Origin of the sequence: Streptomyces sp. NPDC097595, assembly GCF_044761525.1 — a bacterium.
GTDB classification, from domain to species: domain Bacteria; phylum Actinomycetota; class Actinomycetes; order Streptomycetales; family Streptomycetaceae; genus Streptomyces; species Streptomyces drozdowiczii_A.
In genome coordinates this window covers 339544-359843 of record NZ_JBIWCN010000004.1, presented here as the reverse complement: position 1 = coordinate 359843, position 20300 = coordinate 339544, and the positions used below count along the sequence as shown (strand labels likewise).

Genomic DNA, 20300 nt, shown 5'->3' with positions numbered 1-20300 from the left:
CGGTTCATGGGAGCGCATTCACTTCGGCATGCGCGTGATGCGTGTGTGGCACGTTCACGGACGGCGTCCGGACTTCCGCGCGGCTCAACGGCAGGCGGAGGCTCAGGTCTTCTGCTTCTGCCTGGCGTCCTTGACCGACTGGTCGCACGTACGGGCCTCCTCGCGCAGCGCCTCCGCCACCGTGTCGCACTTCGCCCGCCAGGACTTCAGCTGCCCACGTGTGCGCTCGGCGTGTGGGCCCTTCCAGGTCTTCATGGTGGCGGTCGCGTATGTGTGCGGGGCGTCCGCGATGCTCGCGATGTGGTCGGCGAGGCTTCGGAGCTCGCCCGCGCGCCTGGTGAGTTCCTGGAGTTCCGGGTCTGCCATTCCTCAATCTCCCCGTTCGGTTCGGTGGTGACCGCGCTGTGGGATTCAGTCCATCGGTTCGGGCCGCCGAGGAGTGGTCACCTTGTTGAAGACCTCGGACATCGCCGCGTAGGTCGTCAGTTCAAACGTGTCGACCTCCTCGAAGAGGACGGCCAGTGCCAGATCGATTGCGTCGCACTCCCCGGTCGCGGTGCCCCAGCTGCAGAGCCCCTTTCCGGCCGGGTTCTTCCTGCGTTCAGTGGTGATTTCCACCCCCGGCCGACGGAGGACGGCTCCCTTCTTCATTCCCGTTACGGTGTAGTCGTACGTGCGATCCAGCCAGGACAACCGCAGTACGCGGTCCTTCTTCCGGAACGCGCAGCTTTTGAAGGACATATCGACAGGCGTGCCGTCGAGGACGAGGTGCGGGGCCTTCAGCGTGGGCCGATACGTGCTGAGTGAGGTGTACGTGGCGTCAGGCACCTGCGCGCCATGAAGGCGAAGCTCCAGCGGTTTCGCGGCGGACCACGGCCATTTGATGCGCGTATGTCCAAGAGTCACTTCACCATAGGGACCCACCAGCCCTCTGCGGCCGGATTCCTTCCGGGTGATGACTGGTCTGAGCTCGAAGGTGATTTCGCTCATTTCTGTCTTTCTTTCCTCGTTACGATTTGAGCCGACATCGGTCGAAGCGTTTCATTTCGATTCATCGGGATCCCCTGGAAAGTCGGCTTCGCCGGGTTCCACTATTCCGACCCGACGCCCGAGTCATGCGTTCTGGGGGTGACGATCCGGTTGAACGCCGTGGTGGCCGCGCCGAACGACGTCAGATCGAATGTGTCGACCTCCTCGAAGACGACGGCCAGCGCCAGATCGACCGCGTCCACGTCACCGGTCGCCGTCCCGACGCTGTTCAGCCCCCTGCCGGACGTGCTCTTCTCCCGGGCGATGGTGATGTCCGCGCCGGCGCGCCGCAGGACGGCTCCCTTGCGGTTGCCGGTGACGATGTATGCGTATGCACGGCCCTGATGAGTCAATTGCAGCGCGCGGGACTTGTTCCGGAGGGCGTTTCTGTTGAAAGAGAGATCCACGGGAGTGCCGTCGACGAGCAGGCGGCCATCCCTCAGTCCGGGACGCGGCCTGCCGACCGCCCGGTACACAACCTCGGGAATGTGCTCACCGTCGGCACGGATCTCGGTGGAGTTTCCCAAGCTCTTGTCCCGAAACTTTCTTCGTGGGACGGAGACGGTGACCGTACCGAAGGCTCCGGCGGTGCCCGACCTGCCTTCCTCTTCTTTGGCGGAGAATTGCTCGAGTTCAAACATGAATTCATTCATCGTGCACCCCTGGTGTGATGTGATGTCAGAACCAGTTCATGGGGTTCGCGTGTTTGCCGATACTCTTCGCGCCGTTCGCGATACCGGAGCCGACCTTCGAGGCCTTGTCCCCGACCCAGTCCTTCGTCGTGTTCCACTTTTCCTTGACTTCAGGCCAGTGCTCCACCACCTTCGCGCCGACGTACACACCGCCGAATACGACGGTCGCCCCGATCGTGACAGGGTTCGGAGCGATCATGGCAGTCGTCAACGACGCGTTGAAGCCGGCCTCGGCCACGTCCGCCACATACCCGGCACCCTTCTTCTTGAAGGCTTCGACGGGGTTTCCCTGGGCTGCGACGTTGGCGACGCTCAGACCGGTCGCGAGGGCGGAGCTCGCGATGCCGGCGCCCCGCAGGAATCCAGCGGTCTTCCCGGTCGCGGCGAGTCCCTTGAGGAACGGGGAGGCGGTCTTGCCGGCGGCGATGACCGAGGGCCGGGCGTTGGAGAGTTCCTGGAAGTAGGACGCGCTGCGCCAGACCTTGAAGAGGTTCGCGTTGGCGGCACGTGTGACGAGGGCACCGGAGTGGGTCACTCCGCCGTACAGCGCCGCTGCGGCGTCCGATCCGACGATGGCGTTGATGCCGCGGCTCACGAAGGGGGAGTTCAGGACAGGAAGCCCCCGTGCCGCATCCCAGGCGGTGCTGAAGATGCTGGCCTCACGCGTCCCGGTGAACGGGATTCGGCTGAGAGCCCGGTAGAGCGCGCTACGGCTGTTGACCTGGCCCGCCAACTGCCCGGGGAGCCAGCTCCCGGGAGAAGCGAGGGAGCGGAGAATCCCCGGAGACAGGCGTTGCGCGGTGCTGCCGAGCCCCCCGGAATCGACGAGGGTGCGCAGCCAGCCGCTGTGCCAGGAGTTCCTGAGGAGCACGTTCGCCATGCCGAGCCCCGAAGTAAGGGTGAGTCCACCGATCTTCAATCCGGTGGCGACGTCCGATATGTCGTTCAGGACCTCTTCGATCTCCTTCTCGCTGTACTTGTCGAGGCCGGGTACTTTTTTCAGGTAGTGGGCTTCGATCCGTGCCAGCCAGTCGCTGTACGTCTCCCGGTCGCCCCGTTCGAGCAGCTTCTCCTCTCTGACCGCCGTCGCACGGCGGCGCATGTCCGGGCCCGACTCGGTAACCCAGCTGCGCATCGGCTTGATCGGCGCCAGACGGTCCGAGACCCCGAGCGAGGAGGCCCGGCTCAGGGCCTCGGTGAGCTTGTCTCCCATCCCGCCCTTGCCGTCTATGAGCTTGGCGAGTTCATCCAGATCATCTGCGTTGACGTTGCGCACGGTGGTCCCCCGGGTGAATTTCCTGCGGCTACGCGTTGCTCGGGACGAGGTCTTCCTTGTCGGGGAGCAGGTCGGCGAGCTTGTCCCAGAGGTCGCGGGAACTGGTCCGGACGACCCGGAGCGTGGTGTCGGGGCCGATCTGCCCCTCCTGGATGGGCTCCTGGGGCTGTACGCGCTCCCAGTTGCCGTGGTGTCCGCAGTCCCACACCGCGATGCTCCGCACCGAGGCCGCTTCCGATGCGCCGCCCCAGGTGGTGGTCATGCGCCAGGTGGAGTTGAGGGACATGGCCAGTTCGGCCAGGGCCGACAGTTCTGGTTCAGCCAGGTCGCTCGCACCGGAAACGGCGGCGATGACGGCCGTCCTGGTGGCATCCACGTCGTCCGTCGCCTGTTCCATCACCGCGAATGCCGCATCCAGCGCGCCCATGGTCGTCGTGATCTCGGGGACGCCGAGCAGCTCGGACTCCTCGATGTCGATGCTTTGCAGCTTGACCTTGCGGGCGAGCTCCCACACCAGAGTGCTCGGCTGGATGGGAACGTATTCGGACTCCTCGTCCCCGGGCCAGCCGTCGTGGGAGAACACGGTGTCCTGGCCGACCACGACGCCGTGGTTCAACGGCCCCTGTGGACCGGTCATTTCGGCCTGGATCAGGACCAGAGGCTGTGCGAGAGCGGTCAGCAGGTCGCGGAGCAGCGGCGAGAGCTCGCCCTCCGGGCCGACGAGGCCGATGCGCTGAAGCTCGCCCAGCGAGTGAAAGAGCTCGGCCGGCGGTGCCTCCTTGTCCATGAGATGTGCCAGTACGGTGATGTGACGGTCCGCCAGGCGGAACCGGCCGCGGGAGCTGTCGAAGGAAGGCATGCCGCTCATCCTCTCCTATCGGATTCCGGGTGTTCCGTGGGCGGTGGAGTCGGCCAGGGCGGTGAGGAAGGCCATCCGGTCGTGCGTGGCGATGGAGAGCCGTTCGCCCTGCCGGGTACGGATCTCCACGCTTTCCATGCCCATGGGGACGCCCCATCCGCCACCGACGAGGCGCGGCGCGCCACGCTCGGCTGCCCGGAGCCCCCGGACCGGGGCGTCGATGTTGCCCAGCGACGCGGCGTATCGCTGAGCGATGCCAAGCGGATCCTGCTGGATCTCATGGAAGACCGAGGCGGGGTCCACGTCCGTCAGGGCCATCCGTTCCCGGCCGACCCGGAGCAGGTTCTGCGCCGGATCGATGTGGATGCGGTTGTAGATGGCCTTCGAGATCGGGACGGAGAGGCAGGGAATGAGGAGGAGGAGGAAAACCGCCGACACGGCGAGCCACGGCCCGGTGTCCTCCGGGACCGAGTCGAACCCCATGTAGGCGACGCCGACGACATAGATGCCGATGCAGATGGCGGACCACGTTTTGGGGAGCTTTTCGGTATACATTCGGGACCTTTCGGCGGTCGGCCATATGGAGTTTCCGGCCGATGCCGCTCAACGGTTGATGGCCTGGATTTCCTGGACGGTGATGTTCTGTGTGGTGCCGAAGGCGCCCGTGGGGAGAGTGCCGCCTGCGCCGCCGGTTCCGGTCCAGGTGACGTTCCAGGTCAGGGTGGCCTGGAGCGCGTACGAGCCGTTTCCGGAGGACCGCAGGTAGGTGACTCCGCACGAGGGCGTCTTGTCGGCGTCGCCCTTGGCGTAGGGGGTGCCGATGTGGCCGTCGTGGAAAGCGCATTCGCCGCTTCCGGGATGCAGGGTCGCGTCCTTGGTGCCGGGTTTGATGTGCAGGGAGACCGGGGTGGCGGTGACGGTCGACCGGAGGCTGACGCCGCCGGCGTCGAGGGAGGCGGTGACCGAGACGGGTTTGAAGGTCGCTTCGTCGAGCCAGGCCCAGGTGGGAAGGTTGACCTTGGTGTTGCCGGCCGGGGCGAGGCTGACCTCGGTCTTCGGGACATCGACCTGGTTGTAGGCGAGTTGAGCGAGGACTTCGGGGGTGACGCTGTTCTTGACCTGGGGAGCCTTGCCCTTCTCGACCCAGAAGGGCAGTTCGCTACAGCTCCACGCGCCCGGCTCGTCCCAGCGGTCCTTGTCCTGGACCGAGACCCAGAAGGCGCCTTCGTCGGCCTTGTCCAGGTTGTAGTTCTTGTACTTGCCGTCCTTGTACATGTCCCGGTACTGGCCGGCGGCGGCCTTGGCGTAGCTGTGCTGGCCGGGCGTGTTCAGAGTCGTCGTGTACATGTCCTCGACGCTCTTCTTGAACTCCGCGGGGGAGCGCGGCTCGTACCAGCAGGCCGGGGGCGTCCAGTTGCCGGTGGCGGCGAAGCCGCCGGACGATTTGCCGGACGCGCCCTTGGTGGAGCCGGAGTAGCTGATGCGCGAGGTGAGGGTGTGCCCGTTCCGCTTCGCCGATGACTTGACATTGCCCTGGGAGCCGTCGCCGCGAGTTTTGTCCGCAATCGCAGTTCCGGGCAGCAGGGCCAGTGCGGAGGCGGTAGCGCCCACCAGCAGCAATTTTCCGAATGTGTTCACGGGGTGCACGACTCGTGTCCTCTCTTCGAGGTCAGCTTGACGGTCTGCCAGATATCCCGATCGTTCTTGTCCACTCTGGTGCTGTAGTAGACATACGAATCGTCCGAGGCGGGGGACTTGTCGGCCTTGCCTGTCTTGCGGTCCTTGTTGTACGCCTTGCTCTCGTCCGCGCAATAGACAACGCCGGCGGACGTCTTGCCGAGCATTTCGATCTTGGGCTTGAAGTATCGGGTCGTTCCCGTGATGGACAAACCGTCCTTCTTGTACCCCTGAATCCACTCAGCTGCGCCAATCAATGCGTCTCCCTGGTAATAGAAGGGGAGAGTCGACGCGTTGGAATCACCCTTTGCGATGGCGGCATCCGTTGCGTTGATGCGTTGGCTGACATCTGTCAGAATCGAGTCCTTTGTGGGGTCGCCTGTCTTCCAGCTTTCGAAGACGTTCTGCACATCCTTGGGGAGGGTGATCTGTGGGCGGTTCGACTCGCCCGGCGGGCTCGCTGTTGGCGTCGCGGACTTCGTCCCGCCTGAGTCGGCGCCCGCGATCTTGTCGTTCGCCTCGGGCTTGTCGTCGCTGCCGCACGCGGTCAGGAGGAGGAATGCTGCGGTGGTCAGCGCGGTGGCGATGGGCAACGTGCGGCGGTTCACTGGCGACTCCCGTGGGTCAACTGATGTCCGAGGCAACATGACGCTATCCGGGGGGCTCTTGGTTTCGCCATCGTGAACTTGCCAATCGTCCCGGCAGCCGCTGGACCCGCCCGATGGGCGTGTTGTGGGGGCGGGTTGTGCCGCGAAGCCCGTCCGTCCTGGCGGATGTGGGACCGGGCGTCGGTGGCAGGAGATCGGAGCGGGGGCAAAACGGGCCGGTTCGCCGGCGTGCAGGTCGCAGTCGTGGTTCCGGGAGCATCGGGGAGATGAGTGAAGAGTGAACTTCCTTGCGGCGCCTCGCGGTTGCCGCCGTAACATCTTGATGCTACATATGTGCGAATGTTAAGCTGCAAGGGCCTTTGGGTGTCTTCAGTGTCTGGTCAACTCACCTGTCAGTCCTGACGGTTGTTGAATGGCCGAATTGTCTGTGGTGGTAAACGGGGAGCGGCTGCGTGAAGGTGCGGGACCGTACGGGGGCGGGGAACCAGCGGAGTTCCGGACCGGCCCAGCATGCAGGTGAGCGGCTTCCGGCGCCGGTGCGTGAACGCAAGCCCGCGCTTGCCGCGCTCGCCGTACTGCTGATTCTCGTCGGCGCACTCGGTGCGACCGTGCTCGTGCTGCGGGCCGGTGACCGGATCGAGGTCGTGCGTCTCTCCGCGGACGTGCCGGCAGGGAAGGCCGTGACCGACGACTCCATGACGTCCGTCATGGTGGCGGACGACCCGGGTGTCCACTACGTGCCGTGGACTCAGAGGACCGAACTGAAGAAGCTCCGGGCCAAGAGCACTCTGGTCGCAGGCACCATCCCCATCGGCGAGATGTTCTCGGACGACGTGGGGCTGCCGGACGGGAAGGCATTCGTGGGGCTCGCCCTCAAGGAGGGGCAGTACCCGGCGGGCATCAAGACCGGCGACGAGGTATCCGCGTACCGTGTCGGCACTGATACGGACAAGGGTGCTGCCGGCGCCAACGCGTTGATCGTCCAGAGCGCCAAGGTCAGTGACGTCGTCAGGGGCGACAACTCGACGGTCGGCAGTGGCAGTCTGCCCGTCACTCTCCTGGTCAGCAGTTCCGACGTCGAGGGACTCACCCAGGCCGCCGCGACCGGTCAGGTCGCGCTGGTGCTGGTCCCCTCGCCCACCAGCTGATTCACGAGCGCACAGGAAGCAGAAGAAATGGCGCTCATCGCGCTCGCGGCGGACAAGGGGTCGCCGGGTGTCACCACCGCAGCCGTCGCACTCTCCGCCGTCTGGCCGCGCCGCGTGCTGCTGGCCGAGGCGGATCCCGCCGGTGGCGATCTCGTCTACCGCGGCCAGGCCGCCCACGGCGGTCCGCTGAACCCCAACGCCGGCATGCTTTCGATCGCCGCGACCGCGCGTCGCGGTCTCGCGCCCGACCAGCTCTGGGACCATTCCCAGACGCTGTCGGGCGGCCTCGACGTTCTTGTCGGCATCGGTTCCTCCGAACAGGCAGCGGGGCTGGCCGGCCAGTGGTCCTTGCTCGGCCGTTCCTTCGCCGCGCTGGCGGAGTCCCCGCAGGCCCCCGCCGACGTCATGGCCGACTGCGGCCGGATCAGCGGGGACACTCCCGCCCTCGATCTGTTCGCGCACGCCAGTCTGGTGCTGCTCGTCGCGCGTACCCAGCCCGAGAGCATCGCCCGCGTGCGGGACCGGGTGCTCGCGCTCTCCACTCGGCTGCACGGCGCGTCGCGCGGCGTCGCCCAGCCGGCGACGCCGCTCATCGGCGTCCTGCTGGTCGCCGATCCCAGTGACTCGGCGAAGGTCGCCGGCCAGGTCGACAGCATGCTGATCGGCGCGCAGTCCGGCGCCCGTGTGATGGGCACGCTGGCCCACGACCCGTCCGGCGCCGAGCAGCTGGCCGGGCGCAAGCGCGGCCGGCTCGACAGGTCGCTGCTGATCCGGTCGGCCCGGCAGACCGCTCGTGACATCTACCAGCAGTACGGCGCCGCCTGGACGTTCCCCGTCCAGGGAGCGGCACCGGGGCACATGCCCGGCCAGATGCCCGGAGCGGCGCAGGGCCCGATCCCCGGTGCGCGCCGATGACCGCCGTCGACCACCAGCTGGTCAAACGCTTCCGGCAGGAAGCCGGAGACCGGATCGCCGAACAGCGCCGGATCGACCAGGCGTCCGGCGTCCGCCAGATGTCCAGCGAGGACGAACGCCAGTATGCGCGCGCCGTCATCGCCCAGATCCTGGAGGAGTACGCGCGGGCCGAGATCAACGCCGGCCGGACGCCGTTCGACGCCGAGACGGAGGAGCAGTCCGCTGCGGCCGTGCACGCCGCGCTCTTCGGGGTGGGGCGGCTGCAGCCGCTGCTCGACGACCCCCAGGTCGAGAACATCGACATCAACGGCTGCGACCAGGTCTTCGTCGGGTACGCGGACGGCAGGGAGGTGCGTGGGGATCCGGTGGCCGAGACCGACGAGGAGCTTGTCGAGCTGGTCCAGATCCTCGGCGCGTACTCGGGCCTGTCGTCACGGCCCTTCGACTCCGCCAATCCCCAGCTCGACCTGCGGCTGCCCGACGGCTCCCGGCTCTCCGCGGTGATGGACGTGACCCGAAGGCCCGCGCTGTCCATCCGGCGGGCCCGCATGGGCAAGGTCTTCATGTCCGACATGGTGGGGAACGGCACGGTCACCCCGGACTTGGGGCACTTCCTGGCCTGCGCGGTCCGGGCCCGTAAGAACATCATGATCGCGGGCGCGACGAACGCGGGGAAGACCACCCTGCTGCGCGCGCTCGCCAACGAGATTCCGCCGCAGGAGCGGCTCGTCACCGTCGAGCGGGCCCTGGAGCTGGGCCTCGACCAGTTTCCCGACCTGCACCCCAACGTAGTGGCGTTCGAGGAGCGGCTGCCCAACTCCGAGGGCCAGGGCGCCATCATGATGTCCGAACTGGTGCGCCGCTCCTTGCGTATGAACCCGTCCCGGGTGATCGTCGGCGAGGTGCTCGGCGACGAGATCGTCACCATGCTCAACGCGATGTCGCAGGGCAACGACGGCTCGCTGTCCACGATCCACTCGAACAGCTCCAGCGAGGTCTTCACCCGTATCTCCACCTACGCCCTACAGGCCGCCGAACGGCTGCCCATCGAGGCGAGCCAGATGCTGGTGGCCGGAGCCATCAACTTCGTGGTCTTCATCGAGCGCCGCAACGACTTCCGGAAGGGCGGCATCCTGCGCCGTCTGGTCACCTCCGTACGTGAGGTGAACGGCGTCGACGGCCGGGTGCTGTCCAGCGAGGTGTTCGCCGAGACCCCCGACGGCCGGCTCGTACCGCACGCACCCGTCGCCTGTGCCGAGGAACTGGCCGCGCACGGCTACCGCCCCAGCGGATCCTGGGGGTGAGCGGAGAGACATGAACGGCATCTCCTCGTTGAGCGGCGTCTTCTCGCTGCCTGTGCTGTACGCGGTGGTATGCGGGGTGTTCGTCGGAGGCGGCCTCGCCCTCCTGGTCCTCGCCGTCCGGGGCACACCCGCGAAGGCACCGCACGAGAAGGCCAGATCGAATGAACGCCTCGCGGAACTGGCCCGGTTCACCGGGCGCCGCGGCTCGGTCTCGATCGGTGCCGGGCTCGTCATCCTGCTGCTGACCCGCTGGATCGTGGCAGGCATCGCAGCCGGTGTGCTGGTCTTCTTCTGGGACCGCCTCTTCGGCGGTGCCGCGGCGGAGCGGGCCGCGATGCGCCGGGTCGAGGCCCTCGCGGCATGGACCGAGTCGCTGCGCGACACCATCGCCGGTGCCGTCGGACTCGAACAGGCCATCCCGGCCTCGGCGCGGGCCGCCGCACCCGCTCTGCGTTCCCACCTGGACATGCTCGTGGACCGGCTGAGGGCGCGTACGCCGCTGCCCGACGCACTCCAGATACTCGCCGACGAGATCGATGACGCATCTGCGGACATCATCGTCGCGGCCCTCATCCTCAACGCACGACTGCGGGGACCGGGCCTGCGACAGGTCCTTGGTGCCCTGGCCAAGTCGGCCCGCGAGGAAGTCGACATGCGGCAGCGCGTGATGGCCCAGCGGTCCAGCACCCGGCGGAGTGTGCAGATCGTCGTCGGCGTCAGCGTCGTCTTCGTGCTCGGACTCGCGATCTTCAACCGGGACTTCGTCTCCCCGTACGGCACACCGCTGGGCCAGCTCGTCCTTCTTTGTGTGTGCGGTCTGTTCGCCCTGGGGTTCTGGTGGCTGCGCAAGCTCTCCACCATCGAGACCCCTGAGCGTTTCCTGGTGCGGGACGACATGGCGGTGCGCTTCGTGCGCCCCCAGCCGTCAGCGTCGTCGCCCCAGCGGGTCCGGTCCTCGGCGCCCGGTAACGAGGAGGTCTTCCCGCGATGAACCTCACCCTGCCCGTGGTGGTCGGGGCCGTACTCGGTCTCGGGGTCTACACACTTGTACGGGCGCTGCTGCCGTCCAGGCGGGGAGCGGTCGCGACGGTGGCCCGTATCGACGCCCTGCGTGCGCGTGGCACGGCGTACGAGACGAGCCCGAACGGGGACGGGGACGCGCCCACCGGGCGGCTGGACTCGCTGCGTGCCCGGGCCGGCGCCCGCGTCGCCGACTTCTATGTGCAGCAGGGCTGGGAACAGCGCTCGCTACGGGCTGATCTCTCGGTCCTCGAACGCGGGTGGGAGCACTTCCTGGCGACCAAGATCCTGCTGGGCGCCGCCGGTCTCTTCTTCGGCCCGCTCGTCTTCGTGGTCATCTGGACGCTCGGATTCGGCAGCGGCCCGATCGTCCCGCTCTGGCTGGCCCTGGCCTTCGCTGCCGGTTTCTTCTTCCTGCCGGACCTCGAAGTACGGCGGGACGCCGCCGAGAAGCGCCGCGACCTGCGGCGGGCCGTCGGCGCCTATCTCGACCTGGTCGCCATGAACCTGGCCGGTGGCCGCGGCCTTCCCGAGGCGCTGATGGCGGCGGCCGAGGTGAGCGACGGTGCGGCGCTGCGGCGGATCCGTAACACCCTGGCGGACGCCCGCATCACCGGGACCAGCCAATGGCAGGCCCTTGGGCGGCTGGGCGAACAGCTGGGCATCGACGAGCTGAAGGACCTCTCGGCGTCGCTGGCGCTCGTCGCCGACGACGGAGCGAAGGTACGTGAGTCCCTAGCCTCCAGGGCCGAGACGATGCGGCACCGGGAGATGGCCCAGATCGAAGGCAGCGCGGGTGAGAAGTCACAGTCGATGCTCGTCGCCCAGTTGCTGCTCTGCGCCGGATTCCTCGTCTTCCTCATCTTCCCGGCCGCCGTGCGCGTCTTCCAGGTCAGTTGACCTCCGTAACCCGAATGCCCCTTCTCCGAAAGGATCCGAGTCCATGGACGGTCCCCGTATCAGTCATCCGGCCATCGATTTCCTGCTGACCTTCCTGCGGGCCAGGGTGGAGCGGGCCCGCTCGGGCGAGCTCGACCGTGGAGCGTCCGCCGTCGAGTGGGTGATCATCTCGGCCGTGGTCGTAGCGATCGTCGGTGTGGTCGCCGCGATTCTCAACCTCGCGCTCAAGAACGGCGCCACCAAGGTCGGCAAGTGCATCGCGGGCAGCGATGCCGAATCGACCTGCTGACCCGAAGGATGCCCACGGTCGAGCCACTCCGTTCCGATGCCGCGAGCCGCGCTGCGCGGCGGCTGCGTGCCGCCGTGCGCCGACGCGTGGACGCGGCATCCGGGCGCGGTGACTCCGGCGCGACCGCGATCGAGTTCGTCTTCCTGACCCCGATCCTGTTCTTCATGATCTTCGCGACCGTGCAGTTCGCGCTGTACTCCTTCGCGGATCATGTGGCGCAGGCCGCCGCCCAGGCGGGCGCCCGCGAGGCACGGGCCCAGGCGGACGAGGATCCGAGCGGGTGGCAGGCCAAGGGGCGGGCGGTTGCCGGAAGGTACATACAGCAGCTGGGGCCGCAGCTGGTCCTGTCGCCAGATGTCCGGGCCTACCAGCCCGACGCGGCCACCGTGGGTGTGGAGATCACCGCGAGGGTGCCGAGCGTCTTTCCGGGGCTCGACCTGACGATTCACGCACAGTCCCAGGGGCCGGTGGAGCGATTCGTACCGGACGGGGAGCAGTGAGGGGAATGAACCGCGTGACCAGTGCGCTGGAGCGGGTGCGCGCGCGGACGCGTGGCCGGGCCGTCGGCGACCGGGGTACGGCCGCGGACGTCGCCGGTGACGGCGGCCTGTCCACGGTCGAGATGGTCGTCCTCGCACCCGTCATGGTCCTCTTCGTCCTGGTACTCGTCGGTTTCGGACAGCTCGTCGAAGGCAGAGGAGCGGTCGACGGTGCCGCACGGGACGCGGCCCGTGCCGGTTCGATCCAGAAGGACCGCGGTCTCGCGATGACCGAGGCGCGGAAGGCAGCCGAGGCCGATCTGTCCGACGTCTGTGCGGGACCGGTGACGGTGGCCAAGACCAGCGAGGGCTTCGAGCCCGGGGGATTCTTCACCGTCGAGGTCAGCTGCGAGGTCCGTGGTCTGGGGATGCTCGGTCTCAACATTCCGACCACCCTCACCGGCCGGTCCGCCTCACCGCTCGATCCCTTCAGGAGGGCCGCATGAAGGTGCGGCGGGAGACACCGCTCGCGTGGCGGGCGGTATGGCGCGGGCGTCTGGACGACAGGGGCTCGGGCGCCGGCGCCGTCATCATCTTCGCGTTGGTCTTCATGGTGCTGGCCGCCTTCGTCATCGACGGCGGGCTGGCGATCTCCCAGCGCGAACGGGCCGCGGACATCGCCGAACAGGCCGCCCGGTACGCGGCCCAGGACATCGACAGGGCCGCCCTGTACGACGACTCCGGTGGCGCGGCCCCCATCAACTTCGGCAACTGCGACGCCCGGGTACGCGCTTTCGCCCGGGAGCAGGGGATGTCCGAGCCGGACGTCGCCGCTTCGGGCTGCGTGACGGCGGACGCCCAACGGGTCGAGGCCGAGATCCGGCTCACCTACCAGCCCGTGCTGAGCGGAATGCTGTTCGGCGGGCAGCTGACCGTGCACGGCAGATCGGTCGCCGAGTCCGTCGCCGGGTAGTTACGTGGCCGGAGAGCGACCGCTCGCCGCCCTGTCCGACCGTCCTTTTCCAGAGGAACCCTGTTATGGCACGCTCCACATCCCGTACGACCAGTAGCCCGGGACCGTCCCGGAGCTTCACCGACTTCGTCAAGGCGTTCCTCGCGCTCCTGGCGCTGGCCGCCCTCGTCGTCGGCGTGCCCGGGGCACTGGCGTACTTCGTGGGCTGGCCGCTGGCGGACGAGATGCCTTCGCTGGAGATGCTTCAGCAGCAGATCACCGTCGACACGTTCATCAGCGTGCTGACGGTGGTGGTCTGGCTGGCCTGGGCGCAGTTCACCGCCTGCGTCCTGGTCGAGGTGAAGGCGGCTGTCTCCGGGGTCGGCATGCCGGCCCGGATTCCGGCTTCCGGGATGAGTCAGGCGCTCGCGCGGCGACTGGTGGCGGCGCTGCTGCTGGTGATGGCGGGAGCGGCGAGCTTTGCCCCCGGCCTCTCCCAGATGGGCTCCGGCCCGGAGGAGCCGAGCCGCCCGGCGGTGGCGTCGTCCGCCCAGCAGACTCCCGGCCGGCAGATACGGGATGCGGTGCGGGAGCAGGCGGCCGCACAGGCCGAGAGCGCGGAACGAACGGCGGAGACCGGCAAGGAACAGGGGACCAAGTTCTACCGGATCCAGCCTCCGGAGGGCAGGCACCACGACTCGCTCTGGGAGGTCGCCGAACGGCACCTGGGGGACGGGCGCCGGTACAACGAGATCTACCAGCTCAACAAGGACCGGGTACAGCCGGACGGATCGAGGCTTTCGCAGGCGAGCCTCATCCGCCCGGGCTGGATCATGGAGATGCCGGCGGACGCCCACGGCGGTGATGTCGTCGAGATGCCGGACGACGCGCCTCAGGTGTCCAGGGAAGTCCGGGAGCAGATTCAGGAATACGACGACACGCGGGGCAGGGCGCGAGACGGTGCCGAGCAGGGCGGCGACGCCGACACCGCGCAGATCGCGCTGCCCGCGCAGCGGCCTGCCGCCCCGGACAACGGCCCGGCAGGCAAGGAGGTCGCGGCCCCGGCCCACTCCTCCGCTTCCTCCTTCGGCCTCTCCGAGGCCCTCATCGCCTCCCCGCTGCTCGCCGTCGGACTGCTCGCGGCCCTGGGCCACCGGCGGCGTACCACGCTGTGGCAGTCGGCGATGGGCACCGTCGTGGGCCGGGGCGGCAGGGAACCGTCGGTGCCCACCGGCGCCGCCGCCGACGCCCAGGACGCGCTGCTGGTCGGGGCCGACCCCGAGGCCGTGCGTTTCCTGGACCGGGCCCTGCGTGGCCTGTCCGCTTCGCTCGCCGCGGAGTCCCGCCCGCTGCCGGTCGTGCACGCGGCCTGGCTGTCCGAAGGCGGACTGCACCTTCAGCTCGGCCGCCCCGAAGCCCGCCCGCCCGCCCCGTGGCAGGAGGGCCAGGACTCCGGGGTCTGGTACGTGGAGCGGTCCGCCACCGGCACGTACGAGAACGGCGACACCGTCTCCCCCTACCCCGGTCTGGTCAGCCTGGGCACTCGTGAAGGGTCCCGGCTGCTGCTGAACCTGGAATCCGTACCCGGGCTCGTCTCGCTGACCGGAGCCCCGCAGGACCGTGCCGCCGTACTGGCCTCGATCGCCGCGGAACTGGCCACCAGCGGCTGGTCGGACCGGATGACCGTCACACTGGTGGGCTTCGGGGAGGAACTTCGCGCCTTGGCCCCCACCCGGCTGCGTCATCTGGAAGGGCTGGACGACCTGTTGGAGGTCATGGAAGCCGAGACCCGGCAGCGCCGGGGTGCTCTGGGTGCAGCCGGCCACGACTCCGTCCTCACCGGTCGCACCGGTCACGTACAGAACCATCGCTGGGCGCCCCATCTCGTCCTGCTCACGGCCGAGCCGACCGAGGCGCAGGCCGCACGGCTCACCGAACTCGCCTCCGACGCGGGGCGGCTGGGCATCGGCTATCTCGTCAGTACGGGCTCGGCCCAGGTGCCCGGAGCCGTGTGGCAGCTCGACGTCACCCCCGACGGCCGGCTGCTCGCCCCGCTGCTGGGTCTCGACCTCAAGGCGCAGATGCTGCCACGCGTCCAGCACGACGCGGTGATCCAGCTCTTCGCGCAGGCCGAGCCCGGTCACGATCCGGGCCCCGGCCCGTCGTCCGCCCCCTTCCTCGTCGACATCACCGAGCGCGGCCGGCCCGCGGTCTACGCCCGGCTCGTCGGTGCGTACGAGCTGATCGGACTCGATCCCCCGGACAGCGAGCGCAGCGTGCTCCTGCACGAGGCACTGGCGCTGCTCCTGCTGCACCGTGAGGGTGTGCACCCGCAGGTGCTGGCCGCCTCGCTGTGGCCACGCGGGGTGACGGCGGATGTCAGGGACGCGCTTGTCGAGCGGATGCGGGAGTGGCTCGGAGACGACCCGGACGGCACGCCCCGGCTGCGGCTGGAAGACACGGGCCGTCTCACGCTGGCCGTCTCCGTGGTCTCTGACCTGGACGTGCTGCGTTCCCTGCACCACGAAGCGACCCGGGGCCAGGGGGCTGGGAACGCGGCCGTGCGCGAGCGGCTGCTCACCGATGCCCTCGGCCTCGTCCGCGGCCCGCTGCTGGCGGGCCGGCCCGAGGGCCGGTACGGCTGGCTCGCCCACGAGATCATCGACGCCCAGCTTCCCCTGCTCGTCGCGGACGTGGCCCTCGCGCTGTCGGAGCACCACCTCGAACAGGGGCAGCCCGAACCGGCCGTTGCCGCGCTCACCGTCGCACTCTCCCCGTCGCAGGGCGACGAGCGGCTGTGGAACGAGCTGCTGCGTGCGACCCATGCCACGGGCGACATGGCGCGCCTGGCGGAGCTGGCCACGTTCCTTGTCACGCGCGCGGACCGGCCGGGTGCCGGCGGCCGGGGGCTTCCGGCACGTACGGAAGCGCTGCTCGACGAGTTGCTGCCGACCTGGCGCAGCCTCGACGAGGCGGTCGGCTGACCCCGGGGGCGCCACCCCGCAGCGAGGGTGCGGCGAGAGACGCGCGGCAGTGCTGGCGTACGCTGAACCGGTCCGTAGACCCGTGAAAAACCGCCGAAAGGTGACAGCCCGGTGACCGAGAAGGCCGACCTCCAGCCCATCCTCGACCGAGCCGCCGAAGGCGGCAGGATCACTCCGGAGGAGGCGCTCGACCTCTATCGGTCGGCCCCGCTGCACGCCCTGGGCGCGGCGGCCGACGCCGTGCGCCGCCGCCGGTACGCCGGTACGGAGCACATCGCGACGTACATCATCGAGCGCAACATCAACTACACCAACGTGTGCGTCACGGCCTGCAAGTTCTGCGCCTTCTACGCCGCGCCGAAGGACACCGCCAAGGGCTGGTCCCGGGACCTCGACGACATCCTGCGCCGCTGCGCGGAGACCGTCGAGCTGGGCGGCACGCAGATCATGTTCCAGGGCGGCCACCACCCGGACTACGGCGTGGAGTACTACGAGGAGCACTTCTCGGCCATCAAGAAGGCGTTCCCGCAGCTGGTGATCCACTCGCTCGGCGCCTCCGAGATCGAGCACATGGCCCGGATCTCCAAGGTCTCCGCCGAGGAGGCCATCAGCCGTATCCACGCCGCCGGTCTCGACTCCTTCGCGGGCGCCGGCGCCGAGCTGCTGCCGGCCCGGCCGCGCACCGCCATCGCCCCGCTGAAGGAGTCCGGCGAGCGCTGGCTGGAGATCATGGAGATCGCGCACGGCCTGGGTGTCGAGTCCACCTCGACCATGCTGATGGGCACCGGCGAGACGAACGCCGAGCGCATCGAGCACCTGCGCATGATCCGTGACGTGCAGGACCGCACCGGCGGCTTCCGGGCCTTCATCCCGTACACGTACCAGCCGGAGAACAACAAGCTGAAGGGGCAGACGCAGGCCACGCTCTTCGAGTACCTGCGGATGATCGCCATCGCCCGGCTCTTCCTGGACAACGTCGCCCACATCCAGGGCTCCTGGCTCACCACCGGCAAGGAGGTCGGCCAACTGTCGCTGCACTACGGCGCGGACGACCTCGGCTCGATCATGCTGGAGGAGAACGTCGTCTCCTCGGCCGGCGCCAAGCACCGCTCCAACCGGCTGGAGATCATCGACCTGATCCGCAAGGCGGACCGGGTCCCGGCCCAGCGCGCCACGACGTACGAGCACCTCGTCGTGCACGACGACCCGGCGAACGACCCGGTCGACGAGCGCGTCGTCTCGCACATCTCGTCCACCGCGATCGAGGGCGGCACCGCGCACCCCGAGCTCAAGCTCCTCAGCGCCAACTGATCTCTCCATGCTGACGATTCACGCCGCCGCCCTGCTCCTGCCGGGCGGCGGCCGCGCACCCGTGTCCGGCGGCGCGGTGGCCGTGCGGGACGCGGTGGTCGCCGCCTTCGGGCCGTACGGGGAACTGGCGGCCGCCCACCCCGGCGCCCGCGTCCGGCGCTGGCCCGGCGTCCTCACCCCGGGGCTGGTGCAGCGCGACGCGGTCCGGCTCCTGGAGGAGTGGTACTTCGCCGACCCCCGCGAGGCGGACGCGCTGGGCACCGAGCCCCTGACCGGCGCCGCGCTCGACGCGCTGGGCCCCGAGGAGACCTGGCGCGCGGGCAGCGTGCGGCGCGGGCTGCAGCAGATGCTGCGGTACGGGACGACGCATCTCGCGGGCCCGTTCACCGATCCGGCGGTCGGCACCGTCGTCAACCGCTCCGGGCTGACCGTGGTCCCGCCCTCCGGAGACCGCGGCGCCCCCGGCCTCGATCCCTTCGTGCGGGGACACGACCTGCCCGGCTCGGAGCACGGCCCCCTCACCGAGGGCGGCCGCGCCGACCTCGCGGTCTTCGACGTACCGGATGTGACGACGCTCTGCGCGGCGGGCGCGCGGACGTGCGTGGCCACGGTGCTGGGCGGCAGGCTGGTGTACCGCCGGCGGTGAGGGGAAACGTCTCCCCCCTCACTCGGAGCGCCGGCGGACCGAAAGGCTGAGAGCGTTTTTTATGCGCTATGGGTCAACTCGGGGGCTTTTGCCAGAGTGTGAGCGCATGTGAGGCAGATAGCTGGTATTTCCAGCTTTTCCAGTGCTGCGAGAAGACAGAGCTGTAACCGGCTGAGACCGCCGAGCTTGGGGCGGAGATTGGCGATGTGGAACTTCGCGGTGCGTGGCGTGATGTGGAGAGATGCCGCGAGCGCCTCATTCGACGGTCCGTCGTGCAGGGCGGCGAACACCTGGCGTTCCATCGGAGTGAGGTGGTGGAGCGGGGTCCGTGTCAGCTGTGTCGGATGTTTCCCCTGGTCGCGCCGTGTGCCGCTGTGATCGGCACATACTAGGCAGCGAATCCTCATGATCCCCCCCGGGACTCAGTTCGGATTTTTGAACCTAGCATGGAGATCGGGCGGCCAACGGGAGAGTTTTGCGATACGGGATTCCCCGGACCGCTGGAAAGATCCGGTGCGCGCCGACTGCTTCCGACCCCGATGCGGAAGAAATACCGAACGCTCCCTCACGGCACAGGCGGCCCGCCCAGGTACGTCCCGTTCCTGTCGTACGGCCAGGCGTTGGCGACGCAGCCCTTCAGGCCGTCGATCTGCTGCATCATCGCGGGCGCCGGGCGGCCCTTGCCGGGGCAGGTCTCGTGGCCGTGGCCCAGCCAGTGGCCGACCTCGTGGTTGATGATCAGCGCCCGGTACTCGCCCAGCGGCCCGTCGAACTCCGGCGAACCCGTCTGCCAGCGCTTCAGGTTGACCATCACCACCGTACCGACGCGGCAGTTGACCTCGCCGTGCGTGTCGAGGCCGCTCGCGCCGCAGACGCGGTCGGTGGTCTCCGGGGTCGCTATCCGGATGACCAGCCCCGCCGGGCCCTTCGCCACCTGCCGGAACCTGTGCTCCCCGTGGTGCGACCAGCCCCGGGGCGCGGCCAGGATGTGCGCGACGACGGCCGCCGCCCGGTCCGCGTCGAGCCCGGCGCCGTCCTCCACCTCCACCCGGTAGGCGTTCCCCGTACCGGTGTCCGTCGCGGCGGCGCGGGCCACGGTGAAGGAGGCGGGTGCGGGCCCGCGCGCGTCGTTCCAGCGGAGGCCGGCGACGGCGGCGGCCGCGAGTACGACGGGGACGACAGTCCATGTGAGCAGCCTGCTCCGGCCGCCCTCCCCCCGGCGCCCTTTCCATCCGGGCATCCGAAACCCTCCCCAGCGATCGACGTTCCGTCCCCCGCTGTAGGACCGGTGATCGGGGCGATTGGTTCAGTCCACAACCATATGAGGTCGTGGCGGAGGCGTTTGGGGAATCGTTACGGCACCGAGGGGCCGCCCAGGTATGTCCCGTTCTCGTCGTACGGCCAGGCGTTGGCGACGCAGCCCTTGAGTCCGTAGATCTGCTGCATCATCGCGGGGGCGGGGCGGCCCGCGCCTGGGCAGGTCTCGTGGCCGTGGCCGAGCCAGTGGCCGACCTCGTGGTTGATGATCAGGGCGCGGTACTCGTTCAGCGGGCCGTCGAACTCGGGCGAACCGGTCTGCCAGCGCTTGAGGTTGACCATCACCTTCTCGCCGATCCGGCAGTTGACCTCGCCGTGCGTGTTCATCCCGCCCTGCCCGCAGATCCGGTCCGTGGTGGCCGCCGTCGCGATGCGGACGACCAGCCCGGCCGGGCCGGAGGACACCCGGCGGAACGTGCGCTTCCCGCCCTCCCCCCAGCCGCGCGGCGCGGCGAGGATGCCGGCGATCCGGTCGGCGGCCTCCTCCGGGTCGACGCCGGAGCCGTCCTCGACCTCGACGCGGTACGCGTACTGCCCGGAGGAGGCCGTGTCGGCGCGGGCCGTCGTGAAGGTGCCGGGGCCGGAGGCGGGGATGCGGGTGGGGCTGGGCTTCACGGAGGGCGACCGGGACGGCTTCGGGCTCCGGCTGGGCTTCGGGCTCCGGCTCGGCTTCACGGAGGGCGAGGGCGAGGGGGACGCGGCGACGGGCGACGGCTTCGGCGCGGCGGCCGCCGGGGCGCCGTCACCGCCCGCCCAGCGGGGCGCGAGGATCACCACCACGCCGATCAGCGCCGCCGGTACGGCGACGGCGGTGAGTATGCGTATGCGGCTGCGGCGCCGCGCCCGTCTCGCGCGTCTTCGGCCGCGTCCCGCTCCGCCGTGCCGCCCCCGCCT

The 20300-nt window shown here is 69.1% G+C and carries 23 protein-coding genes; 12 read left to right on the top strand and 11 right to left on the bottom strand.

Annotated elements, in window-relative coordinates; all coding sequences use genetic code 11:
- Nucleotides 1-102: 102 nt before the first annotated feature.
- From ACIQZN_RS08890 to ACIQZN_RS08855, 8 genes are all read right to left on the bottom strand, one after another.
- Complete coding sequence (locus ACIQZN_RS08890) at nucleotides 103-366, bottom strand: hypothetical protein (protein ID WP_403989712.1); 264 nt, start codon at nucleotides 364-366, stop codon at nucleotides 103-105.
- A 45-nt stretch (nucleotides 367-411) separates the two neighbouring features.
- Nucleotides 412-990, bottom strand: a complete 579-nt coding sequence (locus ACIQZN_RS08885) for a hypothetical protein (RefSeq protein WP_403989710.1) — start codon at nucleotides 988-990, stop codon at nucleotides 412-414.
- Nucleotides 991-1091: 101 nt separating this feature from the next.
- Nucleotides 1092-1682, bottom strand: coding sequence for a hypothetical protein (locus ACIQZN_RS08880; RefSeq protein WP_403989708.1), 591 nt, complete (start codon nucleotides 1680-1682; stop codon nucleotides 1092-1094).
- 25 nt (nucleotides 1683-1707) lie between these two features.
- Entirely contained in the window at nucleotides 1708-2997 is a 1290-nt protein-coding gene (locus ACIQZN_RS08875; RefSeq protein ID WP_403989706.1) for a PE-PGRS family protein, read from the bottom strand.
- A gap of 28 nt (nucleotides 2998-3025) precedes the next feature.
- Entirely contained in the window at nucleotides 3026-3856 is an 831-nt protein-coding gene (locus ACIQZN_RS08870) for a hypothetical protein (RefSeq protein WP_403989704.1), read from the bottom strand.
- A gap of 15 nt (nucleotides 3857-3871) precedes the next feature.
- Entirely contained in the window at nucleotides 3872-4411 is a 540-nt protein-coding gene (locus ACIQZN_RS08865; protein WP_403989702.1) for a hypothetical protein, read from the bottom strand.
- A gap of 48 nt (nucleotides 4412-4459) precedes the next feature.
- Nucleotides 4460-5467, bottom strand: a complete 1008-nt coding sequence (locus ACIQZN_RS08860) for a hypothetical protein (RefSeq protein WP_403989700.1) — start codon at nucleotides 5465-5467, stop codon at nucleotides 4460-4462.
- A 23-nt stretch (nucleotides 5468-5490) separates the two neighbouring features.
- The gene (locus ACIQZN_RS08855; RefSeq protein WP_403989698.1) at nucleotides 5491-6141 is read right to left on the bottom strand and encodes a hypothetical protein; all 651 of its coding nucleotides are present in this window, start codon (nucleotides 6139-6141) and stop codon (nucleotides 5491-5493) included.
- Nucleotides 6142-6593: 452 nt separating this feature from the next.
- On the opposite strand from ACIQZN_RS08855, the gene ACIQZN_RS08850 reads away from it, so the two are divergent.
- The 12 genes from ACIQZN_RS08850 to ACIQZN_RS08795 all read left to right on the top strand — a co-directional run bounded on the left by ACIQZN_RS08850 (nucleotide 6594) and on the right by ACIQZN_RS08795 (nucleotide 18089).
- The gene (locus ACIQZN_RS08850; protein WP_403989696.1) at nucleotides 6594-7289 is read left to right on the top strand and encodes a hypothetical protein; all 696 of its coding nucleotides are present in this window, start codon (nucleotides 6594-6596) and stop codon (nucleotides 7287-7289) included.
- A gap of 27 nt (nucleotides 7290-7316) precedes the next feature.
- A complete protein-coding gene (locus tag ACIQZN_RS08845; RefSeq protein ID WP_403989694.1) occupies nucleotides 7317-8204 on the top strand; it encodes a hypothetical protein in 888 nt (295 codons plus the stop codon).
- Nucleotides 8201-9508, top strand: coding sequence for a CpaF family protein (locus tag ACIQZN_RS08840; RefSeq protein WP_403989692.1), 1308 nt, complete (start codon nucleotides 8201-8203; stop codon nucleotides 9506-9508). Before ACIQZN_RS08845 ends, ACIQZN_RS08840 begins: the two co-directional genes overlap by 4 nt.
- A gap of 10 nt (nucleotides 9509-9518) precedes the next feature.
- Complete coding sequence (locus ACIQZN_RS08835; RefSeq protein ID WP_403989690.1) at nucleotides 9519-10499, top strand: type II secretion system F family protein; 981 nt, start codon at nucleotides 9519-9521, stop codon at nucleotides 10497-10499.
- Nucleotides 10496-11428 carry a type II secretion system F family protein gene (locus ACIQZN_RS08830; RefSeq protein ID WP_403989688.1) on the top strand — a complete coding sequence of 311 codons (933 nt, stop codon included), beginning with the start codon at nucleotides 10496-10498 and terminating at the stop codon, nucleotides 11426-11428. The genes ACIQZN_RS08835 and ACIQZN_RS08830 overlap by 4 nt, the downstream gene beginning before the upstream one ends.
- Nucleotides 11429-11471: 43 nt before the next feature.
- Nucleotides 11472-11717 carry a hypothetical protein gene (locus tag ACIQZN_RS08825; protein ID WP_403989686.1) on the top strand — a complete coding sequence of 82 codons (246 nt, stop codon included), beginning with the start codon at nucleotides 11472-11474 and terminating at the stop codon, nucleotides 11715-11717.
- 8 nt (nucleotides 11718-11725) lie between these two features.
- The gene (locus ACIQZN_RS08820) at nucleotides 11726-12217 is read left to right on the top strand and encodes a TadE family protein (RefSeq protein ID WP_403989684.1); all 492 of its coding nucleotides are present in this window, start codon (nucleotides 11726-11728) and stop codon (nucleotides 12215-12217) included.
- A gap of 5 nt (nucleotides 12218-12222) precedes the next feature.
- Nucleotides 12223-12702, top strand: a complete 480-nt coding sequence (locus ACIQZN_RS08815) for a TadE/TadG family type IV pilus assembly protein (protein ID WP_403989683.1) — start codon at nucleotides 12223-12225, stop codon at nucleotides 12700-12702.
- The gene (locus ACIQZN_RS08810) at nucleotides 12699-13169 is read left to right on the top strand and encodes a TadE/TadG family type IV pilus assembly protein (protein ID WP_403989682.1); all 471 of its coding nucleotides are present in this window, start codon (nucleotides 12699-12701) and stop codon (nucleotides 13167-13169) included. Before ACIQZN_RS08815 ends, ACIQZN_RS08810 begins: the two co-directional genes overlap by 4 nt.
- Before the next feature lie 65 nt (nucleotides 13170-13234).
- Nucleotides 13235-16132 (top strand): BTAD domain-containing putative transcriptional regulator, encoded by a 2898-nt coding sequence (locus ACIQZN_RS08805; RefSeq protein ID WP_403989681.1) that lies wholly within the window; start codon nucleotides 13235-13237, stop codon nucleotides 16130-16132.
- A 111-nt stretch (nucleotides 16133-16243) separates the two neighbouring features.
- Nucleotides 16244-17443 carry a cyclic dehypoxanthinyl futalosine synthase gene (gene mqnC, locus ACIQZN_RS08800; protein WP_403989680.1) on the top strand — a complete coding sequence of 400 codons (1200 nt, stop codon included), beginning with the start codon at nucleotides 16244-16246 and terminating at the stop codon, nucleotides 17441-17443.
- 7 nt (nucleotides 17444-17450) lie between these two features.
- Nucleotides 17451-18089, top strand: a complete 639-nt coding sequence (locus ACIQZN_RS08795; RefSeq protein ID WP_403989679.1) for an imidazolonepropionase-like domain-containing protein — start codon at nucleotides 17451-17453, stop codon at nucleotides 18087-18089.
- Between the two features lie 59 nt (nucleotides 18090-18148).
- Here the strand turns inward: ACIQZN_RS08795 and ACIQZN_RS08790 are convergent, their stop codons facing one another.
- The 3 genes from ACIQZN_RS08790 to ACIQZN_RS08780 form a co-directional block, all read right to left on the bottom strand.
- Nucleotides 18149-18391, bottom strand: a complete 243-nt coding sequence (locus tag ACIQZN_RS08790; RefSeq protein ID WP_403989677.1) for a helix-turn-helix transcriptional regulator — start codon at nucleotides 18389-18391, stop codon at nucleotides 18149-18151.
- A gap of 263 nt (nucleotides 18392-18654) precedes the next feature.
- Nucleotides 18655-19329 (bottom strand): DUF3152 domain-containing protein, encoded by a 675-nt coding sequence (locus tag ACIQZN_RS08785; RefSeq protein WP_403989675.1) that lies wholly within the window; start codon nucleotides 19327-19329, stop codon nucleotides 18655-18657.
- Between the two features lie 113 nt (nucleotides 19330-19442).
- Entirely contained in the window at nucleotides 19443-20183 is a 741-nt protein-coding gene (locus ACIQZN_RS08780) for a DUF3152 domain-containing protein (RefSeq protein WP_403989919.1), read from the bottom strand.
- Between the last annotated feature and the right edge of the window lie 117 nt (nucleotides 20184-20300).

What these genes read in the sequence shown, in the direction of transcription:
- ACIQZN_RS08890 (WP_403989712.1), bottom strand. Translation starts at nt 366, where the DNA reads ATGGCAGACCCGGAACTCCAGGAACTCACCAGGCGCGCGGGCGAGCTC.
- ACIQZN_RS08885 (WP_403989710.1), bottom strand. Translation starts at nt 990, where the DNA reads ATGAGCGAAATCACCTTCGAGCTCAGACCAGTCATCACCCGGAAGGAA.
- ACIQZN_RS08880 (WP_403989708.1), bottom strand. Translation starts at nt 1,682, where the DNA reads ATGAATGAATTCATGTTTGAACTCGAGCAATTCTCCGCCAAAGAAGAG.
- ACIQZN_RS08870 (WP_403989704.1), bottom strand. Translation starts at nt 3,856, where the DNA reads ATGCCTTCCTTCGACAGCTCCCGCGGCCGGTTCCGCCTGGCGGACCGT.
- ACIQZN_RS08865 (WP_403989702.1), bottom strand. Translation starts at nt 4,411, where the DNA reads ATGTATACCGAAAAGCTCCCCAAAACGTGGTCCGCCATCTGCATCGGC.
- ACIQZN_RS08845 (WP_403989694.1), top strand. Translation starts at nt 7,317, where the DNA reads ATGGCGCTCATCGCGCTCGCGGCGGACAAGGGGTCGCCGGGTGTCACC.
- ACIQZN_RS08840 (WP_403989692.1), top strand. Translation starts at nt 8,201, where the DNA reads ATGACCGCCGTCGACCACCAGCTGGTCAAACGCTTCCGGCAGGAAGCC.
- ACIQZN_RS08835 (WP_403989690.1), top strand. Translation starts at nt 9,519, where the DNA reads ATGAACGGCATCTCCTCGTTGAGCGGCGTCTTCTCGCTGCCTGTGCTG.
- ACIQZN_RS08830 (WP_403989688.1), top strand. Translation starts at nt 10,496, where the DNA reads ATGAACCTCACCCTGCCCGTGGTGGTCGGGGCCGTACTCGGTCTCGGG.
- ACIQZN_RS08825 (WP_403989686.1), top strand. Translation starts at nt 11,472, where the DNA reads ATGGACGGTCCCCGTATCAGTCATCCGGCCATCGATTTCCTGCTGACC.
- ACIQZN_RS08820 (WP_403989684.1), top strand. Translation starts at nt 11,726, where the DNA reads ATGCCCACGGTCGAGCCACTCCGTTCCGATGCCGCGAGCCGCGCTGCG.
- ACIQZN_RS08815 (WP_403989683.1), top strand. Translation starts at nt 12,223, where the DNA reads ATGAACCGCGTGACCAGTGCGCTGGAGCGGGTGCGCGCGCGGACGCGT.
- ACIQZN_RS08810 (WP_403989682.1), top strand. Translation starts at nt 12,699, where the DNA reads ATGAAGGTGCGGCGGGAGACACCGCTCGCGTGGCGGGCGGTATGGCGC.
- ACIQZN_RS08805 (WP_403989681.1), top strand. Translation starts at nt 13,235, where the DNA reads ATGGCACGCTCCACATCCCGTACGACCAGTAGCCCGGGACCGTCCCGG.
- ACIQZN_RS08795 (WP_403989679.1), top strand. Translation starts at nt 17,451, where the DNA reads ATGCTGACGATTCACGCCGCCGCCCTGCTCCTGCCGGGCGGCGGCCGC.
- ACIQZN_RS08790 (WP_403989677.1), bottom strand. Translation starts at nt 18,391, where the DNA reads ATGGAACGCCAGGTGTTCGCCGCCCTGCACGACGGACCGTCGAATGAG.
- ACIQZN_RS08785 (WP_403989675.1), bottom strand. Translation starts at nt 19,329, where the DNA reads ATGCCCGGATGGAAAGGGCGCCGGGGGGAGGGCGGCCGGAGCAGGCTG.